At 70.0% G+C, this 19,390-nt stretch carries 18 protein-coding genes; 4 read left to right on the top strand and 14 right to left on the bottom strand.

Annotation, left to right across the window (positions count from 1 at the left end; translation table 11 throughout):
• Positions 1–28 precede the first annotated feature (28 nt).
• The 10 genes from AB8619_RS06245 to AB8619_RS06200 form a co-directional block, all read right to left on the bottom strand.
• Positions 29–244 (bottom strand): hypothetical protein, encoded by a 216-nt coding sequence (locus AB8619_RS06245; RefSeq protein WP_436795599.1) that lies wholly within the window; start codon positions 242–244, stop codon positions 29–31.
• A gap of 100 nt (positions 245–344) precedes the next feature.
• The gene (locus AB8619_RS06240; RefSeq protein ID WP_436795598.1) at positions 345–551 is read right to left on the bottom strand and encodes a hypothetical protein; all 207 of its coding nucleotides are present in this window, start codon (positions 549–551) and stop codon (positions 345–347) included.
• Between the two features lie 58 nt (positions 552–609).
• Positions 610–1,227 (bottom strand): TetR family transcriptional regulator, encoded by a 618-nt coding sequence (locus AB8619_RS06235; protein WP_436795597.1) that lies wholly within the window; start codon positions 1,225–1,227, stop codon positions 610–612.
• A 57-nt stretch (positions 1,228–1,284) separates the two neighbouring features.
• Positions 1,285–2,325, bottom strand: a complete 1,041-nt coding sequence (gene trpD / locus AB8619_RS06230) for an anthranilate phosphoribosyltransferase (RefSeq protein ID WP_436795596.1) — start codon at positions 2,323–2,325, stop codon at positions 1,285–1,287.
• Positions 2,326–2,327: 2 nt separating this feature from the next.
• Positions 2,328–2,561: a WhiB family transcriptional regulator gene (locus AB8619_RS06225; protein ID WP_436795595.1), complete on the bottom strand. Its 234-nt coding sequence runs from the start codon at positions 2,559–2,561 to the stop codon at positions 2,328–2,330.
• Positions 2,562–2,688: 127 nt separating this feature from the next.
• Positions 2,689–2,892 (bottom strand): helix-turn-helix domain-containing protein, encoded by a 204-nt coding sequence (locus tag AB8619_RS06220; protein ID WP_436796352.1) that lies wholly within the window; start codon positions 2,890–2,892, stop codon positions 2,689–2,691.
• Between the two features lie 198 nt (positions 2,893–3,090).
• Positions 3,091–3,690, bottom strand: coding sequence for a DUF3501 family protein (locus tag AB8619_RS06215; protein WP_436795594.1), 600 nt, complete (start codon positions 3,688–3,690; stop codon positions 3,091–3,093).
• Between the two features lie 109 nt (positions 3,691–3,799).
• The gene (locus AB8619_RS06210; protein WP_436795593.1) at positions 3,800–4,219 is read right to left on the bottom strand and encodes a rubrerythrin family protein; all 420 of its coding nucleotides are present in this window, start codon (positions 4,217–4,219) and stop codon (positions 3,800–3,802) included.
• A 24-nt stretch (positions 4,220–4,243) separates the two neighbouring features.
• The gene (locus tag AB8619_RS06205; RefSeq protein ID WP_436795592.1) at positions 4,244–4,678 is read right to left on the bottom strand and encodes a Fur family transcriptional regulator; all 435 of its coding nucleotides are present in this window, start codon (positions 4,676–4,678) and stop codon (positions 4,244–4,246) included.
• Between the two features lie 47 nt (positions 4,679–4,725).
• Positions 4,726–5,907, bottom strand: coding sequence for a diacylglycerol/lipid kinase family protein (locus AB8619_RS06200; RefSeq protein ID WP_436795591.1), 1,182 nt, complete (start codon positions 5,905–5,907; stop codon positions 4,726–4,728).
• Between the two features lie 105 nt (positions 5,908–6,012).
• Here AB8619_RS06200 and AB8619_RS06195 point away from each other — a divergent pair, with 105 nt between their 5' ends.
• Positions 6,013–8,106: a hypothetical protein gene (locus AB8619_RS06195; protein ID WP_436795590.1), complete on the top strand. Its 2,094-nt coding sequence runs from the start codon at positions 6,013–6,015 to the stop codon at positions 8,104–8,106.
• 39 nt (positions 8,107–8,145) lie between these two features.
• Here the strand turns inward: AB8619_RS06195 and AB8619_RS06190 are convergent, their stop codons facing one another.
• Positions 8,146–9,003, bottom strand: coding sequence for a MurR/RpiR family transcriptional regulator (locus AB8619_RS06190; protein WP_436795589.1), 858 nt, complete (start codon positions 9,001–9,003; stop codon positions 8,146–8,148).
• Positions 9,004–9,105: 102 nt separating this feature from the next.
• On the opposite strand from AB8619_RS06190, the gene AB8619_RS06185 reads away from it, so the two are divergent.
• Genes AB8619_RS06185 through AB8619_RS06175 form a run of 3 tightly spaced genes read left to right on the top strand, consistent with a single transcriptional unit; the run spans position 9,106 to position 12,361 of the window.
• Positions 9,106–10,524, top strand: a complete 1,419-nt coding sequence (locus AB8619_RS06185; RefSeq protein WP_436795588.1) for an aminotransferase class III-fold pyridoxal phosphate-dependent enzyme — start codon at positions 9,106–9,108, stop codon at positions 10,522–10,524.
• A complete protein-coding gene (locus AB8619_RS06180) occupies positions 10,524–12,041 on the top strand; it encodes an aldehyde dehydrogenase family protein (RefSeq protein ID WP_436795587.1) in 1,518 nt (505 codons plus the stop codon). Before AB8619_RS06185 ends, AB8619_RS06180 begins: the two co-directional genes overlap by 1 nt.
• 59 nt (positions 12,042–12,100) lie before the next feature.
• Positions 12,101–12,361, top strand: coding sequence for a hypothetical protein (locus tag AB8619_RS06175; protein ID WP_436795586.1), 261 nt, complete (start codon positions 12,101–12,103; stop codon positions 12,359–12,361).
• Here the strand turns inward: AB8619_RS06175 and AB8619_RS06170 are convergent, their stop codons facing one another.
• The 3 genes from AB8619_RS06170 to AB8619_RS06160 are packed head-to-tail and all read right to left on the bottom strand — an operon-like array spanning position 12,362 to position 19,358.
• A complete protein-coding gene (locus AB8619_RS06170) occupies positions 12,362–12,718 on the bottom strand; it encodes a VOC family protein (RefSeq protein ID WP_436795585.1) in 357 nt (118 codons plus the stop codon). It lies immediately after the preceding gene.
• Positions 12,715–16,200 (bottom strand): UvrD-helicase domain-containing protein, encoded by a 3,486-nt coding sequence (locus AB8619_RS06165; RefSeq protein WP_436795584.1) that lies wholly within the window; start codon positions 16,198–16,200, stop codon positions 12,715–12,717. Before AB8619_RS06165 ends, AB8619_RS06170 begins: the two co-directional genes overlap by 4 nt.
• On the bottom strand, positions 16,197–19,358 hold the full coding sequence (locus AB8619_RS06160) for a PD-(D/E)XK nuclease family protein (RefSeq protein WP_436795583.1): 3,162 nt from the start codon (positions 19,356–19,358) through the stop codon (positions 16,197–16,199). Before AB8619_RS06160 ends, AB8619_RS06165 begins: the two co-directional genes overlap by 4 nt.
• Positions 19,359–19,390 lie beyond the last annotated feature (32 nt).

Here is a 19,390-nt window from a genome sequence, read left to right as displayed (position 1 = left end):
ACCACCGGCTGGCTCCGTCACCGTGTACTCACGCTCCGCGTTCAACCCGTCGGTGCCGGAGTCGGGGCGCGAGATCGGCGTCGGCGAGCAGCCGCAAGGCTCGGGCCTCGTTCACGTCGATGACCACGGCGTCGTCGGCCTCGCGCTCGCACAGGAACGTCACGACACAGTCGTCGCACGCACCGATCGAAGGGCCGATGCAGTCGTCGCAGTCGATGACCAGTGGCTCGTGGGATGTGGGCATGATTCCTCCTCCGGCCACGGACGTGACCACTGCACGAACCGTACGGAGGGGGTCTGACAGGAACTGCCGGCGCGGCCTCGGGCCGTCAGACCTCGGGCCGTCAGGCCTCGGCCGGTAGCAACTCGACGCCCACGTCGGAGTTGCACCAGTGGCAGACCACCGACTCGATCGACTCGGAGAGGGTCTCGGTGTCCTCGATCTCGAGCTCGCCCCCCACCGTGTAGTGATGGAACGCCTTCACGGTCCGGGTGGCGGTGACGTCGAACCTCGTGAGGTTGCCGCAGGACGTGCAGCGATACCTGTTCATGGCTCGGATCGTACTCGGAGCCTCCGCCCCGGCCAGATGCCCGGAGGCGGCCGAGGTCTCAGGGCGTCTCGGGGCTGTGGCCGAGCGCCTCGACCAGCTGACGGATCAACTGCTCCCACGGCGCGGCCGCCGGCTGGTCCATGTCGATCGCCCCGAAGAACAGGAAGCCGAACCCGACGGCATGGCAGAAGCGGACGATGGCCTCGGTGTCGAGCGACTCGTGGACGAGGCCGGCGGCCTTGGCCTCCTCGACCAGCGCAGCGAAGGTCTCGGCTCGCTGTGCGACCAGGCCACGCATCAACTCGGCCACCTCCGGGTCGCGACGGGCGGCGACGAACGCCTCGAGGAGCAGTGCCTGACCATCGTCGAAGGGGTCGGTCACGAGGTGCGAGCCGACCGTGGTCAACACGTCGGTGACCTTGCCCTCGAAGCGGTGCTCGGCGAAGAGCTGGTCCAACTCGTCGTGCGAATGGGCTTCCATCGCCGCGAGCAGCAACTCGGCCTTGCCCCGGAACCGCCCGTAGATCGCGCCCGTGGTGAATCCGGCACGTCGAGCGATCTCCTGCACCCCGGCGCCGTCGTACCCCTTCTCGGCGAAGACCGCTGCCGCGGCTTCGATGAGCCGATCTCGCGTGGGGTCGTCGGTGGCCGCCGACGCGGACACGGGATCACTCATGACCAGGAGGATAACGCCCGTTATCAGCCCGGAGCAACGACCCTGCTCCCGAGCGGGTCACGCGGAGACGGTCACGAGCCGCTCGAGCGTCGTCGCAGCACTTCCCGCGTCGATCGCCGCCCGTGCGGCATCGACGCCGTCAGCGAGGGAGTCGACGATGCCGGCCACGAAGAGGCCAGCACCCGAGTTGAGGGTGACGATGTCTCGAGCAGGGCCCTGGTCGCCGGCGAACACCGAGCGGGCGATCGCTGCGTTCTCCCCCGGCGTCCCGCCCGGCATGTCGTCCTCGGCCATGACCGTGAGCCCGAACGCCGCCGGGTCGACCTCGTAGGACCCCACGATCTCGCCGTCGCGTACCTCGCGCACGAAGGTCGGGCCACACAGCGACAGCTCGTCGAGGTGATCGGCACCGTGGACCACGAGCGCGTGCTCGGCACCTCGCGTCGCGAGAACACCGGCCACCAGGTCGAGCAGGCGCGGATCCCCGACACCCAGGACCTGGCGACGCACGCGCCCGGGGTGCGACAGCGGGCCGAGCACGTTGAACACCGTCGGGATGCCGAGTTCTGCGCGGACCGGGCCGGCATGACGCATCGCCGGGTGGAATGCACGTGCGAAGCAGAACCCGACGCCGACCTCTCGGACGATCTCGCCCACGCGCTCCGGAGGCAGGTCGAAGTTCACGCCGAGTTCGGTGAGCAGGTCGAACGAGCCCGACGTCGACGACGCCTTCACGTTGCCGTGCTTGCAGACCGTGGCTCCGGCTGACGCCGCGACGATGCTCGACATCGTCGAGACGTTGAGCGCCCGGGTCCGACGTCGCGGCGATCCGCCGGTGCCGACGATGTCGATCGTCCCGGGAGGCAGGTCGAGGGGTGCTGCGGCGTCGAGCATCGCGCCGACGAGCCCGGCGAGTTCGTCGACCGTCTCCCCCTTCTGCCGCAGGGCGACGATGAAGCCGGCCGTCTGCGCGCCGGTCGCGTCACCGGCGAGGATCGCGGTCAGCGCGACACCGGCCTCGTCAGCGGTCAGGTCCCTGCCGTCGACCAGGCGTCCCAGCAGTGTCGGCCAACCGCCGACATCGGTGATCGTCTGCATCCTCAGGACGCGGCCCGGCGTCGACGACGGATGATCCGCCGCCGCTCACGCTCGGTGCAGCCACCCCACACGCCTTCGCGCTCCCGCTCCCCGAGGGCGTGTTCGAGACGCGACTCCCGGACAGCACAGGCACCGCAGACCGCCTTGGCCGACCCGGCTTCCTCGTCCGTGGGCGGGAAGAAGATCACGGGATCGAGACCGCGACACGCAGCTCGAGTGCTCCAGGAGGTCGTCATCGAAGGGCTCCGTCGAGGGGTTCAGCTCACAACGCCGACGACAGGGGGTGCCGCCCGCAGTGGGCGACTCTGGCACCCGCTCACCCGGGATGCAAGAGACCTTCCGAGCGGCCTCGGGGCGGTCGTCCTAGATGCCGCGCTGCTCGTCGAGCAGGAGGCGCGCCACGGCGTCGGCCGGGTAGCGCCGATGTCCACCGGGGGTCCGGATGCTCGGGATGCGACCGCGGGTGGCCCAGTCGGTCACCGCACGCTCGGACACCTCGAAGAGCAGCGCCACCTCGCGAGTGCGCAGGAGGCGACCGCTGAGGGCCGCCGACTCGGCGCCGCGCACCAGTTCCTCGACCAGACGCTGCCGCTCTGTCTCACTCTTCGTAGTCGTCATGCTCCCGAGAGTACAGAGAAGTCGGAACTACTGCAAGTGTTTGTATGTTCACGGAACGTAGGGATGAGTCGGAAGACCCAGAGATTCCTGCAGCAGACCCGGTGATCCACGCAGAACCAGAAGCACCCTCGAGGGTGGCGGGGCGCTTCAGGGACGCAGATCGGCGAGCAGTTCGGCCACCGTCTCGTCACCGAGCGCGGTCTCGTGCGCGTAGTTCTCGTGCTCGACACCGAGCGCCACCGGACCCGCCGCGACCGCTTCGATCTGCTCCGGCGTGAGGTGGAAGTGCAGGTAGTGCACCGACGCCGTGATCTCGTCGCGTGTCAGGTTGGCGGCGTGCGCGTCCTCCGGCGTGGCCGCGACGACCTCGGCGGTGTCACCCTCCCCGATCCGCAGGACCAGGGACCGCTCGATGCCCACGAGCTTCGGCAGCCAGGTACGGAGGTCGGCTTCCGAGGTGAGTTCGATGAAGAGCGTCATCGCAAGCTGACCCGGTTCGGGGACGAGCGGGTTGTAGGTACGCAGCTCGGTCTCGATGGCCTCGTCGGTCAGCAGGCGCTCGACCCTGGCCATCTCCTGGATCTGGAAGCGGATGGTGTCACGGTTCTCGAACACCACGGTGACGAAGGGCCCGATGCCCACCCGGCGGCGGGCCTTGAGCTGGATGACCTGGGCCCGGAAGTCCTCACGCTCGCGTTCGTAGGCGCGGAGGTCGGCGATGTCGTCGAGGGTCAGCTTGCGGCTCATGGGTTGCTCCAACGAAGGGGATGTGGGTGGTTCGGTGACGAGCGGGCGCGGAAGGGGCCGGGCAGGACCCGAAGGTCGAGCGCCCGGCCCCCACAGCGGTGCGACAGTGCTACGAGACGGACTCGAGGCCCTGCTGGAAGCGGCCGGCGTGGCTCTTCTCGGCGCGGGCGAGGGTCTCGAGCCATTCGGCGATCTCGACGAAGCCCTCGTCGCGAGCGGTCTTCGAGAATCCCGGGTACATCTCGGTGTACTCGTAGGTCTCGCCGGCGATGGCGGACTTCAGGTTGGCGTCGGTGGGACCGACGGGCTCACCGGTGGCGGGGTCGCCGACCTCGGCGAGGAAGTCGAAGTGACCGAACGCGTGCCCGGTCTCGCCCTCGGCGACAGAACGGAACAGCGCGGCGACATCGGGGTAGCCCTCGACGTCCGCCTTCTGCGCGAAGTACAGGTAGCGGCGGTTGGCCTGGCTCTCGCCGGCGAACGCCTCCTTGAGGTTGGCTTCGGTCTGGGAGCCCTTGAGCTCGGCCATGGGGTGTTGCTCCTTGGATGATGGTTACTGGTTGGAAGGGGACGTGGTCTGACAGCCACCGCAGGTGCCACGGAAGACGATCTCGGTGGAACCGACCGCGAAGTCGAACTCGTTGTCGGCGGGAAGCGACACGTCGGGGAACCGAGCGTCGACATCCTGGACAGCGCCGCAACGTTCGCACACCAGATGGTGGTGTTCCTCGACGTTGGGGTCGAACCGTGCCGAGCCGGTACCGAGCTCGAGTTGCTGGAGCTCCCCCATCTCGGCGAGTTCGTGCAAGGTGGCGTACACGGTGCGAAGGCTGACGGACGGCATGTCGGAGACGATGCGAGCGTGGACGGCCTCGGCGGTCGGGTGCGTCGGGTTCTCGTGCAGGACCCGGAAGATCCCCTCACGCTGAGGGGTCACCTTCCGTCCCGATGCACGGAACGAGGCGACGAGTTGGTCAGGGCTGCGCATCTCCACCGACCATAGGCCGCCGATGGCTTGTTGACAACGATTGTCGATCACCTTTCGATGACGTACACCGACAACGCCATCGGGCGCTTCCCCACCGTGAACGAAGCCGGCCCGTCGAAGGTCTCCCCGTCGGCGGCGAGACGAGAGGCATCGTCGGCGACACAGTCCACCACGACCCGGTCGGTGAGCCGGCGCTCGTAGACGCGGCTCCGAGCGAGCGCTCCGAGGAGCAGGGCTGCGACCAGACGGGCTCGCGAGAACGGTGCGGATGCATCGATCAGGCGGACGTCGATCGATCCGTCGACCAGGTCGAGACGGGTGGACGGGGCGAATCCCGCCGGCTCGTAGGACCCGTTGCCGAAGAACACCATCCAGACCGTCCGCCGGTCGCCGTCGAGCGTGATCTCGAATCGCCGTCCACGGCGGAGCACCCGGACCAGCGCCACCACCATCGCCGGCCATTTCCCGAGCCGGCCCTCGAGGCGCTCACGCTCGTCGACCAACTCGGAATAGCTGCCGATGCTCGCGTTGTTCACGAACGTCCGCTCGGCGATCACCCCCATGTCGATCGCGACGACCTGGCCGTCCCGGACCGCGGCGATCGCATCGCCCACGACGTCGAGCCCGAGGTCGCGAGCGAAGTGGTTGAGCGTGCCCCCGGGGAACACGACGAGCGGGACACCGGCATCGAGCGCCGCGCGTGCGGCGAGGTTGACCGTTCCGTCGCCGCCGACCACGCCCAACGCCACGCCCGCAGCGGCGGCGTCGTCCATCATCGCGACCAGGTCGTCGTCGTCGTCCGGGTCGAACCGTCGGATCGTCGCTCCGGGGAGTCCATCGATGATCTCGTCGAGCGCGTCGGCAGCGGTCCCCGACCCGGAGCTGGCGTTGACCACGACCACCAGCCCGGTCCCGTCCGGGAGCGGGTCGACGTATCGTCGGTCGGCCACGGCGATCCCCCGGGCCGGCTCCTCGACGATCCGCGGGAACACGGCAAGGCTCGCCAGCGCGCCCGCCACTCCCATGCCGACGGACCCCGGATCGCTCATCGAGGCCGAACGCGCCCGACCGGCGACGGCGATCACGCCGCCGACAGCGAGCGCGGCAGGAACCGATTCGACAGCGGCCGACGTCAGACATGCGCCGGCGACGACGGCTGGCCACGCATCGCCGCGCCCGCGCACTCGAAGCGCCACCAATGCCGGTGCCGCACCGACCCCGGTCCGCAACAGGACCCGGCGGATCGTCCGACGATGTCTCGGCGCGAGGAGCGAGGTCAGGCGAGGAATGGGCGGACGCTACAGCCGACCGCCTCGGTCGGGAAGGATGACGCCATGACCGCTGCGAGTCCCCCACCCGTCCTCCACCTCCGGCGAGAGGATGCCGACGACGGCGACCTCGTCCGGATCGGCACCGACGCCCACCCGGACTGGCTCGGTCCCGGTTCGATCGACCTCGTCGACGGGGTGACGCTGGCGGTGGACGTCGTGGACGGCTCGACCGCCACACTCCAGATCCGGGCGACCGATGCCGTCAGCGTCCGGTCCGACGGCGGATTCGCCGACGTGGCCTGCGGCGTGCGGTTCGAGCCTGCCCGCCGCCGGCCCGATGGACATCCGGCCGGTTTGCGAGCGTTCGGGCATCAGTACACCGAGTTCGGCCTGCCGACGCAGGCGGGCGAAGCGCTCGATCGGTGGTTCCTGTTGCCGTTCCGACCGAGCGTGGTGTTGCCCATGTGGCTGTGCGACCCCGACGGCGCCACGCTCCTCGTGGCGCCACTCGACAGCTTCCACGAGCAGGTGATCACCGTCCCGACCGCCGACTCGACCGACACGCGGATCGTGTGGGGATGGCACGGGGACCTCGACGAGGTGCCGGCCGGGTTCACCTCGACGCTGGCCGTCCTGGCCGGGGACTCGCCACGCGACCTCCTCACCCGGTGGGCAGCGATGCTCGACGTGGCACCTCGACGACCCGTCGACCACGACGCGCTCGGACGCAGTGTGAGCTACTGGACCGACAACGGGGCGGCCTACTGGTACCGGACCGAGGCGCCTCGCTCGGTCACCGAGACACTGCGCGACGCCGTGATCTCCGTCGAGGAGGCCGGTGTCCCCGTCGGCTCGCTCCAACTCAACTCGTGGTTCTACCCGCACGAGACCACCCGGCCGTTCGACACCGACGAGTGGGTCGTCCCGCCGTCGGGCCTCCTCGACTGGGCACCACGATCCGACATCCTCCCCGAGGGCCTCGAACCGATTCGAGACGCCGTGGGCGGACGCCCGCTGATCACCCACTGCCGCCATCTCTCGAAGCAGTCCCCGCTCGTCGACCGCTTCGACTGCTGGGTGGACGAGGAGTACGCGCACCCGTCCGGTGACGACTACTACGAGGAGTTCCTCGACCGGGCCGCGTCGTGGGGCGTCGAGACCTTCGAACACGACTGGCTGGTCGAGTGCTTCCTCGGCGTACGCGGGCTCCGAGCAGCACCGGGTCGGGCACGTGCGTGGCAGGAGGGCATCGACCGTGCCGCCGCCAAACGGTCCATGACGCTGCAGTGGTGCATGGCGACCCCGGCCGACTTCTTCCAGACCGCGACCCTCGGCCAGGTCACCTCGATCCGCACCTCCGGCGACCACGGCTACCTGGTCGGCCCCGGATTCCTCTGGGCCTGGTTCTGCTACACCAACGCGCTCGCCCGGGCGCTGGGGCTCGCTCCGTTCAAGGACGTGTTCTCCTCCGGCGGCGACCACGCCGAGGTCGAGGCGCTCCTCTCGGCACTGTCGACCGGCCCGGTCGGCGTGGGCGACGCGATCGGCACCACCGACGGCGACGTCGTCCGAGCCACCTGCCGGGCAGACGGCACGATCATCCGACCCGACGTGCCCATCGCCGCCGTCGACGCGTGCTTCCGTCGTCACGCCGTCGCCCAGTCGGTCCCACTGGTGGCCGAGACCCACACCGACCACGCGGCCGGGCGCTGGACTCAGGTCTTCTGCGCCAACACGTACCGCGCTGACGAACCCATCTCGGGCACGATCGACCTGGGACCGGCCTGGCCGACGAGCGCAGTGGTCGCGCTCGACCTGCGGACCGGAGCGGTCCACCACCCCGAGACCGGCTGGGACATCGCGCTCGAGCCGGCCCAGTGGACCCACCACCTGCTGGCTCCCCGCCTCGACGGCCTGGCGGTGTTCGGCGACGTGTCGAAGCATGCGCCGGTCGGCCGAGCTCGCATCGCATCCGTCGACCGTGTCGACGGTGCGGTGTCCATCTCGGTGGTGGGCGACGGCGAGACCGTCACCGTCGACGGCTGGGCAGATCACCCGGTGGTCACGACCGTCGACGGGTCACCAGCAGAGGCTCGGCAGCGGGACGACCGCTGGCAGGTCGACGTCGTCGGCGGTTCGACGATCGTCGTGCGCTGACCGAGGGGGCCGGTCGAGCGCGGTCGATCGAGCGACTGCTCAGTCGAGGAGGGCGTCGCGGTCGAGCCAGGCCTGCTCCACCGCATCGAGGCGCCCGCCGGCGTCGTCGCGGAGCCGTGCTGCGGTCTCGGTCACCAGGAGATGCAGCAACGCCACGACGCCGGTCGCGCTCTCGAACGGGCCCGGGCTCCCGACACCGACCACGAAACGATGCGCGGCATCGGCGAAGAGCGGCGACGTCGGACCGTCCGAGACGGCGATCAACGAGACACCGTTGGTCACCGCCTGCTGCGCTGCCTCGACCACCCAGCGTTCGTAGCGACGGACGTCGAGCGCGATGACGACGTCGTCGTGACCGAGCATGGCGATCTGGCACGCCACGCGAGGAACGGGTCCGTCGAGGACCCGGACGTCGTCTCGGAGTTGGGACAGATGGCCGGCGAACAACGCCCCGACCCCGACCCACGAGTCTGCGGCCAGCACCGCAACCGATCGGTCGACGTCGGCCAGCAGGTCCACGGCAGCGGCGATCGCGTCCGGCGCGACGTCGAGACTCACCGCGAGGTTCCCCGCGTCGGCCGCAGCCACCTCGCCACGGAGGTCCGAGCCGGGCCGTTGACGAATGCGCGATGCCGCCGGAGGGAGGCGGGCGACCAACTCGCGACGCACCTCGTCCTGGAGTCCGGGGAATCCGTCGTGTCCCAGGCGTGCTGCCAGGCGTAGGACCGTCTGCGGTGACGTTCCGGCCTCGTCGGCGACGGCGGCGACCGTCCCGAACGCGACGACGCTCGGAGCCTCGTCGACGAGTCGCGCCACCGCGGCCTGCGCTGGCGACAACGACCCGGCCACGTCGGCAATGCGATCCCGCAGGGGGATGGACCCGTCGTTCACCCGCATGGGGCGACCCTACCCCGGAACATGCATTCCATCGATCATCGCAACCCGGAACAGATGTACCATCTCGAGCAACCCACGGAACGCTCGTCACGAGGAGACGTCATGGCCATCGCCGACCATCCCACCCGCACCGAGTCCGACCTCGCGAACGCTCCCGTGCCCGATCTGCGGACGGACCTCCCTGGACCGCTCGCGACCGCGGCGATCGAGCGCGACCGCCGCTTGGTGAGCCCCTCGATGGGACGGGTGCACGACCTCGCTCCTGCGCGGGCGGCCGGTTGCGTGGTCGAGGACCTCGACGGGAATCGGTTCCTCGACCTGAACGCCGGCATCGCCGTCACGGCGACCGGCCACTGCCACCCCGACGTCGTCGCCGCCATCGACGCCCAATGCCGTGACTACCTCCACTACTGCTCGTCCGACTGGTACCTCCCCGTCTACGCCGACGTCTGCGAGCGACTCATCGCCGACGCGCCGGTGCGCGGAGAGGGTCTCCGGGTCTTCCTCGGCAACTCCGGCACCGAAGCCGTCGAGGCCGCGCTGAAGCTGGCCCGCTTCCACACGGGGCGACAGAACGTCATCGCATTCCTCGGCGCGTTCCACGGACGCACCGCCGGCAGCCTCTCGCTCACCGCGTCGAAGGCCCACTACCGCAGCGGGTTCGGAGCGCACGTCGCCGGCGTCCACCACGCGCCGTACGGCGACTTCGACTTCATCGAGGACACGATCTTCCGGCACCTCTCCGAACCGAGCGACGTGGCGGCGATCGTCGTGGAGCCCATCCAGGGCGAGGGCGGGTACCTCGTTCCACCGGACGGATGGCTCGCACATCTCCGGGCCATCTGCGACACCCACGGCATCGTGTTCGTCGTCGACGAGGTCCAGTCCGGCATCGGACGGACGGGGAAGATGTGGGCGATCGACCACGAGCCCGACGTCGAGGCCGACATCCTCCTGGCAGGCAAGGGTCTGGCATCCGGCCTGCCGCTGTCCGCGCTGATCGCTCGCGACGAACTGCACACCTGGACGGCCGGGAAGCACGGCTCGACCTTCGGCGGGAACCCGGTGGCGTGCGCGGCGGCGCGCGCCACCGTGGATCTCGTGCGCAGTGGACTCGCCGACCATGCGGCAGCGATGGGCGAACGGTTCATGGCGGGGCTCGCCCCGATGCTCGACCGCCATCGGGCCCTCGTCGACGTCCGTGGACGGGGCCTGATGATCGGGCTCGAGTTCACCGACGGCGACACCGCGAAGGCCGTCGAACAGGCGGCGTTCCATCTCGGTCTCCTGGCGCTCACCTGCGGTCCGGCGGCGATGCGTCTCGCTCCCCCACTGGTCATCCGACCCGACCAGGTCGACACCGCCCTCGCCCTCCTCGACGCGGCCATCACCGCCACCCCCACCTCCATCCCCACCTCCACCCCCAAACCCACTGTTCTGGGTGCACAATCGGGATCCCCAGTGGCAGATCGCGCACCCAGAACGGGAAATGGAGCGGGAGTGTCGGAGGTCGGCCGGTGATGAGCGACGATGAGGGCGTGACCACCGTGTACGAATCCCGAAACCCCGCCGATCTCTCCGACCTCGTCGCGAAGGTCCAACTGGGGACAGCCGACGACATCGTCGAAGCCGCCACCGCGGCGAGCGCTGTCCAACGCGACTGGGCTGCGGTCCCTGCACCGGTCCGCGGGCAGTCCATCGCGGCGCTGGGCCGGCTGCTCGAGGCCAACAAGGAGACCCTGTCGGCGCTCGTCACCCGCGAGGTCGGCAAGGTCCATGCCGAAGCCCTCGGCGAGGTCCAGGAGGCCATCGACACCTGCAACTTCTTCCTGGGTGAGGGACGCCGGCTCTACGGACAGACCGTGCCGTCGGAGATGCCCGACAAGCAGTTGTTCACCTTCCGGAACCCGGTCGGGACGGCGATGATCATCACGGCCGGGAACTTCCCCGTCGCCGTGCCGTCCTGGTACCTGGTACCTGCGCTGCTCTGCGGCAACGCCGTGGTCTGGAAGCCGGCCGAGTACTCCGCCGCCATCGCTGAGGCCTTCGGCGAACTCCTCGCCCACGCCGGGTTCCCGGACGGCCTCGTCCGCCTGGTGCACGCGGATGGTGCGACCACCCACGAGGGCCTCGACCGAGCCCTCGCCGCCGGCGTCGTGCACAAGGTGGGATTCACCGGATCGACCGAGGTCGGCCGGGAGATCGGCGCGCTGTGCGGCCGTCACCTCCAGACACCATGCCTCGAGCTCGGTGGCAAGAACCCGATGATCGTCGCCGCCGACGCCGACCTCGACCTGGCCGTCGAGGGTGCGCTCTTCTCCGGCTTCGGCACCGCGGGCCAGCGATGCACGTCGCTCGGCACCGTGTTCGCCCACGACGACGTCCACGACGAGTTCCTCCGCCGGTACACGGCAGCGGTCGAGGCCGCGGTGGTCGGCGACCCGATGGCCGACGTGCTCTACGGACCGATGATCAACGAACGGTTCCACGAGCGGTTCCTCGGTTGGCTCGACCTCGTCGAAGACCACCACGCGATCTCTGGATCGACCGCCACCGGCACCATCGACGCCGACCACCCACGGGCAGGCTTCGTGGGCGACCCGGCGTCGGGCCTGTTCTGCCATCCCACGATCGTCGACGGCGTCCGGCCGGGCGACGCGCTCTACGACACCGAGACCTTCGGCCCGCTGGTCGGCGTCGGCCGGTTCGGCGACCTCGACGAGGCCATCGAGGCGGCGAACGGCCACGGCTACGGACTGTCCGCGGCGATCTACACCACCGATCCGTTGACGGCGTTCCGCTTCCGTGAGCGCGTGTCGGCCGGCATGGTCTCGATCAACAACTCGACGTCGGGAGCCGAGGCACACCTGCCCTTCGGCGGCAACGGCAAGTCCGGGAACGGGTCACGTCAGTCGGGGGTGTGGGTGCTCGACCAGTTCACCCGGTGGCAGTCGATGAACTGGGACTACTCCGGGCGGCTGCAGAAGGCGCAGATGGAGGTCACCGAGATCGTGAGCGACGTCGATTTCCGTCTCTGAGCGAGAATTTTCTCGGGGATGTTGCATGGAGACCCGCTCCATGGGATACGAAGTGAGCCATGTCTGACTACGAGATCCCGAAGCCCGAGCCCAAGGAGATCGACTCCAAGATCTGGCTCGAGGTCAAAGACGTCATGGACCGGGCAACCCTCAAGGGCCACCCGTACCCCAAGCCCGACGGCGAAGACGAGCGGTGTGACAACTGCCTCTACTACCTCGACCCCGACGAGGAGATCTCGTACTGCTGGCACCAGACACTGCGCATCCTCGTGGGCGGCGACTGGTGGTGCCAGTGGTGGGAGCCCCGCGAGGACGAGTGATCAGAGCGGTCGGGCGAAGCTGACCTCATGACCGTCCGGGTCGCTGATGTGGAAGTAGCGCTCGCCCCAAGGGGCGTCTGACGGCGACATGGACGGTGTGAGGCCGGCGTCGATCGCCCGCTGGTGCAGCGCGTCCACGTCGTCGACGTGGACGATGAATCGTCCCCACCGGCTGTCGACAGCGTCGATGGCCTGCAGGTTCAAGAAGTTCGGTCCCACCCGGAAGCTGATGAAGCCGACGGCGGGCGTGCCGTGCGCAACATCGAGGAACCCGAGCGCGGTGTAGAACGCGTGCGAGGCGACGAGATCGGTGCTGCCGAGCGTGACCGCGTTGATCGACTCGGGATGCCCGCTCACGAGTCGACCCCGCCCGTCGCGGCCCCGCCCGTCGCGCCGTACGTCCGGAGTGCGTCGCGCACCTGGGCCTTCGCGGCGTCGAGGTCGTCGACGACCGCGTCGACGGCATCGGCTCCTCGGAGGAAGAGGAAGTGCGCCTCGGTCACGGGACGGCCGGTCGCCGCTTCGACGGCCACCGCGTACGCGGCGCCCTGCGGCGTGTACCGGTCGAGGGCCGTGGCGACCGCGGCGTCGTCGGTGACGGTGTCGGTCTTGTAGTCGACCACCACCAGGCCGGCGTCGGTCTCGAACAACAGGTCGATGAAGCCCTCGAAGAGGTCGACGGGACCGGTCGTGCTGACGTCGACGATGGAGGCGACCGGGACGCCGACGTGCACTTCACGCCACCAGCGTCCACCGACGGCGCGCCGGACCAGCGGACTCACCAGGGCCGCCCGGCTCTTCGCCTCGATCTCCGAGGCTGCGCCGCCGACGCCCTCGACCTGGGCCTGCCACGCGGCGAGCGACGCGATGTCGGCGCCGGACGCATCGCGGAGATCGGCGTGTTGCAGCACGGCGTGGACTGCGCTGCCGATCGACGTGCCGGCACGGCCACGCCGCCATGGCTCGGTCGTGGGTTCCGGTTGCTCGCCCTCGTCGTCGATCGACGAGGGCCGGAGCAGACGACGAAGCGCTGTCGCCGAGAGCGAACCGCCCGATGCGGCCCGCTCCACGAGGCGTTGCCGAGCATCGACCCACCGGGCGGTGTCTTCCTCCCAGGCGTCCACCGCTGCCGGTGACACGTCGGCACCCACCGGACGCACCTTCTCGAGCGGTCGAGCAGTGTCGTCGGCGTGGTCCGCCGTGTGCGACGACGTGCCGTCGCGCCGTTCGACACCATCGGGCAGCGCGTCGTCCTCGGCGATCTCGTCGAGCACCTCGGTGATCCGATGGGCGTGACAACCCACGTTCTTCGCGGCCTTGTGGTGGAGGCTCACGATGAGATGGTCACGTGCGCGCGTGAGCGCGACGTAGAGGAGACGGATCCCCTCGTGCTCGCCCATCACGTCTTCGACGGTTCGCCGAGCGTCGAACTGCGCGGTTTCGAGCCCCTGCTTCATCCGGACGTCGAAGCCACCCTCGGGCCGGAACCGCACGGTCGCCCCGCGCGTCGAACGCGGGAAGCCGCCGGAGAGTCCGGAGACCGCGGTGATGGCGAACTCGAGGCCCTTCGCGCCGTGGACGGTCATGATGCGGACGGCATCGACGTCGGCCTCCGGCAACACCGGGGAGGTGGAGCGGAGCTTGTCGTCGGCCTGGAGCGCCGCCCAGCGGAGGAACTCGCGCAGGCCACCGGACTCGCCATCGGCGAACTGGCGGGCGTGTTCGACCACGACCCGATAGAGACGCCACGCGTCACGGTGCCCGGCCACCGCCATCGCGGACTCGAAGAGACGTCGTTCGCGCACGACGGCAGCGACCACCTCCGGCACCGTCTGGAACGGACGCGCGCGATGTCGGGTCCGGAGGTCATGCATGGCGGCGGCCACGGGACCGACGGACTCGTCGTCGTCGCCCTGACCCAGGTAGGTCCATGAGCGACCGGCGCGCTTCCATGCCAACAGGTCGTCATCGCCACAGCCGTAGGCCCGCGATCGCAGGGCTCCGAGCAGGGCGACCTCGTCGCCCGGATCGTCGATCGACCGCAGGACCGAGAGGAGTTCACGGACCTCGCTGGTCGCGTACACCAGGCTCCCGGTCTCGAGCCGATAGGGCACGCCAGCGTCGCCCAGGGCACGCCGGAGGTGTGGCAGCGACGTCCGGCTCGGCAGCAGGATCGTCATGTCGCCCCACTGGCACGGCCGCGGCTCACCGCCCTTGGGATGGACGAGCCAGCCGTCGTTGCGTGCCTCGACCAACGCCGCCGCGATGTCGGTCGCCTCGGCGACCCGGAGCGTCTCGGCTCGGGACTCCTTCTCTGCGTGCCCGACGAGCAGGACGGGGGGTCCCGGATCACCGGCGATCGGGTCCCGCCACGGCGACAGGTCGGCGTAGTCGGGCTGGGCGATCTCTCCCCCGTCGCCGTCGCCGCCGACCACCGTCCGGGAGATGATCGTCCCGAACACGCGGTTGCAGAACTCGACGATGGGGGCGACGGTCCGGAAGTTGGTGTCGAGTCGGGTCGCTCCCGACGGATTGCGCTCCGACGTGCGAACGAAGAGGTCGATGTCGGCGCGGCGGAATCGATAGATGGACTGCTTCGGATCGCCCACGAAGAACAGCCGTCCGGGATCGACGGGGACGTCCTCCCACGGACACGTGGTGTCGTGGCCGGGATCCGCGGCGATGCGCACGGCGAGTTCGACCTGGATCGGGTCGGTGTCCTGGAACTCGTCGATCAGCAGGTACCGGTACCGCTCGTGCATGCGCTCCCGGACGACCCGGTCGTCGCGGAGCACCTGGCGAGCGAGGACCAGGAGGTCGTGGAACTCGAGACGACCCTCGCGGCGTCGACCGGCCGCCTCTCGCAGCGTGAAGTCGACCACCTCGACCGAGAGACGCCGGACGACCTGATCGGCGATCGCTGCCCGGTGCTGGGTCAGCGCGTCCCGAGCGTCGTTCCACAGGGCACCGATGCGGGCCTTGGTGCCGTCCGGCCAGTTGGCTGCCTTCCCGTTCCTCGTGATCTTGGGCGGGTCGGCAGTGGCCTGCAGGAGCGCGTAGGGGTCGCCCGCGGCCGCCCGCAGCGGCTCGAGCGCTGGCCACATCGAGTCGCCGATCCACCGTTTCAGCAGATCCGTCTCGTCGTCGCACACGACGGCCAGCGACTCGATCTCGAGCGCCGCCTGGACGATCGGCTCGACCGAGACCAAGAGCGACTCCTCGTCGAGCATCAGCGAGCGTTCTGCCGTGAGGTCGAGGTCGACGAGGAGGTCCCAGTTCTGGTTGCACGTCGCAGCGACGGCGGCCAGGTGGTCCATCCGGATGTCGAGCGCCAGCGCCGCTGCGAGAGGGACGGCGAGGTCGTCGTCGTCGACGAGCCCGCGGACGAAGACGCCCCATCGGTCCTCGGTCCGGAGCGAAGACGAGATCTCGTCGTGGACCTCGACCCGCGGTGGCAGCCCGGCCTCGATGGGTGAGGCGAGGAGCAGCCGCTGTGCGAAGGCGTGGAGGGTGGAGATCGCCGCTCGATCGAGCTGGTCGAGCGCGACGCGAGCCCGCTCGCGCCCGCGATCGTCCGGGTCGAGTCCGAGCACCTCCCTTCCGGCGATCACGTCTTCGAGCGTCTCGCGTACACGCGCTCGCAGCTCGGCCGCTGCCGCCTCGGTGAACGTGATGGCGGCGATGCCGGCCACGTCGGCGCCGGCGAGGACGAGCGAGACGAAGCGACCCACGAGCGACGAGGTCTTGCCGGACCCGGCGCCCGCCTCGACGAAGAGCGTGTTGTCGAGGTCGGTGACGATGCGCTCCCGCGCCGGAGCATCTGCGGGAAGCCGGCTCATGCCTGGACCTCCCCGGACGGGGCGGTCACCAGGAACGCCGGCGAGCCCTCCTCGGCCAGTCGCACGAGGTCGGCCAGCGCCGGATCGGCACGCACGCGCTCCCATTCCTCTTCCCGGTCGGCCGGGCAGATGTCGTTGAACTCGCAGTAGCCGCAGTTCTCGTTGGTCCCGGTGAACCAGTTGTCCGAACCGCTGTGGGCGGGGAATCGCCCGCTCCCCACTCCGTCGACCAGGACGCCCAGCGTCTGGCGGAACAGCCGCCGGTGATCGGGGGTGACGTCGTAGCCGATGTGGGTGCCGGTGTGGCCCGGCTTGAGGAACCAGTACCAGGCACTCGCCTCGTCGACACCGCGCTGGGCGGCGGCGGCCTCCGCGTAGGCCACGAGCTGCAGCCGACGGCCTCCGTCGAGCGGATCGCCGCCGTCCTCCAACGACTTCTTGATCGAGTTGTAGGGAGTGGCGCTCGCGTACTTGTAGTCGTAGACCCGGACACCGCCGGGCACGATGTCGACGCGATCCGCCTGGCCTGCCAGCGGCACCGTTCGGCCGTCGTCGAGCACGACCCGTAGCGGCTCGACGCCGTCCCGGCCGAATGTCAACTCGACGGCGGTCGGCGTGGACTGCGTGGCAGCGCGCAACACGTCGTCGTGGTGGATGGTGGCGACCAGTACCTGGAGGATCTCCTGACGATCGAACTCCCACCACCGCGGGTGACCGGTCAGTCCGCGTCGTTCGAAGTCGCAGAACTCCTCGTCGGCGACCGTCGCGAGACGGCGGAGGTCGTCGTCGCCCCACGTCTCCCCTGGCGCCGGGACGATGTCGGCTTCGATCGCGTCGCCGACGAACCGCTCGAGGATCCGGTGGGTCAACGTGCCCTTGTCGCGTGGTTGGAGGCGGTCGACTTCCTCCGGCCGATCGACCTCACCGATGCCCAGCCCGTTCCGGAAGAACCACTTCCGCGGACAGGTCGCGTAGGTCTCGATCCCCGTCGGGGAGAGGTGCCGTTCGTCCTCCGCGAGCACGTCGATGCCGTCGCCTTCGAGGTTGCCGTCGAAACGCGTGAAGGCATCGGCCAACCGATGCCGTGCCAGCGTCGCTCCCGACGCAACCACCGGATCGAGCGCTGCCGGATGCGCGTCGAAGTCACCTTCCGCGAGTGCGGCGATCTGCCGCTCCGACTCGTCGAGCGCCAGCGCGCCGGCAGCGACCCGGCTCGTCGCCGCGGCGTGGCTCGCGATCACCTCGACCCCGGGGACCTCGGCACCCTCGAGCAGGTGCTCGGTGCGCGGGCGGTCTCCGCTCGTCGCCTCGATGGCGTCCACCAGCCAACGGCTCGGGACCTGCCGCCGGCCCGATCGCTGATCGCACCGCGCGTAGGTCAGGACCCGGACCCGATCTGCGGCCGCCAACGACGTGGCGAGCGATCGGCGCTGGTCGAGCGTGTGGTCGTCGGCGACGGGCAGCCCGATGGCACGACGCAGGGTGTCGGAGAGGAGCACGTCGTCACGGACCGGACGGGGCAGGTGGCCCTCGGCCAGTCCGACCACGGCGACGGCTCGGAGCGGGACGATCGGCGGATGGTCCAGCGTCGTGACCAACAGGCCCGACCCCGTCCCCCCGCGGCGCGGTGCGGGCATCTCGAGCACCGAACGGACGGTGTCGATCACGACGGCGAGCGGCGGTGACGGGTCGACGTCGTCGAGGGCCGCGAGGCGACCCAACGCTGTCCGGATCGCGGTGTCGGCATCGAGTTCGTGTGCAGGCCACTCGGTCCGCCGGGTCGACGGGCCGCACAGTGCGTCGAGGGCTTCGCTCACCCAGTCGGCCAACGCCGTCCACTCCGGAGGGATGGCATCGATCAGCGAACCCACGACACCGACCGCAGCGTCGATCTGTTGCAGTTCAGCGAGCTCGGTGGCGCGACCGCGTCGACGCTGCTCCGTGCGCACGGGATCGCTGGCGACGGGCTCGACCGGGTGCTCGTCGAGCCAGGCCCGCCGCCCCTCCACCCGACTCTCCCAGTCGTCGCGACCTCCCAGGATCCCCAGGCGTCGCGACCGATGATCGAGCGCGACCGAACGCACGAGCGTCCCGTCCTCGCCGATCACGACACCGGACGACCACAGGTCGACGATGCTCTGACGCGAGAAGCGCTGTGCCGCCACGTCGAGCACCCCCAGGACCACTCGGCCCGGGGCGGTGTGGCCCAACGTCTCGGTGCTCGGCCCCGAGAACGGGATGCCGGCGGACCGCAGCGTCTCTGCGACGGATCGCGCGTAGGGCGAGGCGGACGGATGCACCAGCGCCATCGAGTGGAGCGGGGTCGTCTCGTCGACCTGGGACAGGAGCGCCCGGACGGCGGCGCGGACCTCGTCGTCGATGTCGTTGGCGCTGACGATGTCGGTCGCGGTGACCGGAACGGGGACCTCGTGGTCCGCCGGCCCGGTGCCACCGACCGCCACGACGGTCTCGATGCTGGCGCGATCGACATCGGCCACGCCGGTGATTCCGGCGATCACCCGGACATCGCCGACCTCACCGAGGCAGCGCAACAAGGAGAGGGCTGGCGCATCGAGACGCGCCGGGAGGTACACGATCACGGGTCCGAGCGGAGCAACGGCGGAGGGCGTCGCCGTGACCCGCCGAAGTGCGGTCTCGAAGACCTCGACGCGCCCACCGATGCCGACCGACGAGGCGATCGCGTCGTGGAGTCGGACCACCTCGGCACCCAGTCCTCCTGCGGTGGCCACCTTCGACCGCTCGGCCTCCGGGAGCGTCGACACCTCGCCGACGGTGCGCGCCAACGTCTCCCAGGTCGATCGATGGTGAGCGATGCCCTCGAAGCGTCCGGGCGACCGGCTCAGCTCGGCCCGGATCGCGGCGAGCACCACCTCGCGGTCGACGCCCACCACCACCTCGGCACCCAGGTCCGGTGCGGCGATCTGTTCCGCCAGGGCGTCGAGCGACTGGAACGCGACGACCGCCACGCCACCGGCACGCCGGGCCAGTTCGCGGCGGAGCCCGACGGCGGCGGCGGGACTCGGCGTGACGACCGAGACCGGGCGCAGCGGATCGTCGTCCTTGGCGCTCGCGACGAGGCGAGCGAGGACGTCGAACGCCGGTGCACCGAGGGGACTCCAGGTCGTCTCGACAGGCATGTCCCGAACGTACTCGGGGGGTGTGACGGTCT

It is taken from the genome of Actinospongiicola halichondriae (assembly GCF_049103745.1).
Taxonomy (GTDB): Bacteria; Actinomycetota; Acidimicrobiia; order Acidimicrobiales; family Salinilacustritrichaceae; genus Salinilacustrithrix; species Salinilacustrithrix halichondriae.
This window is presented reverse-complemented; position numbering and strand designations above follow the sequence as displayed.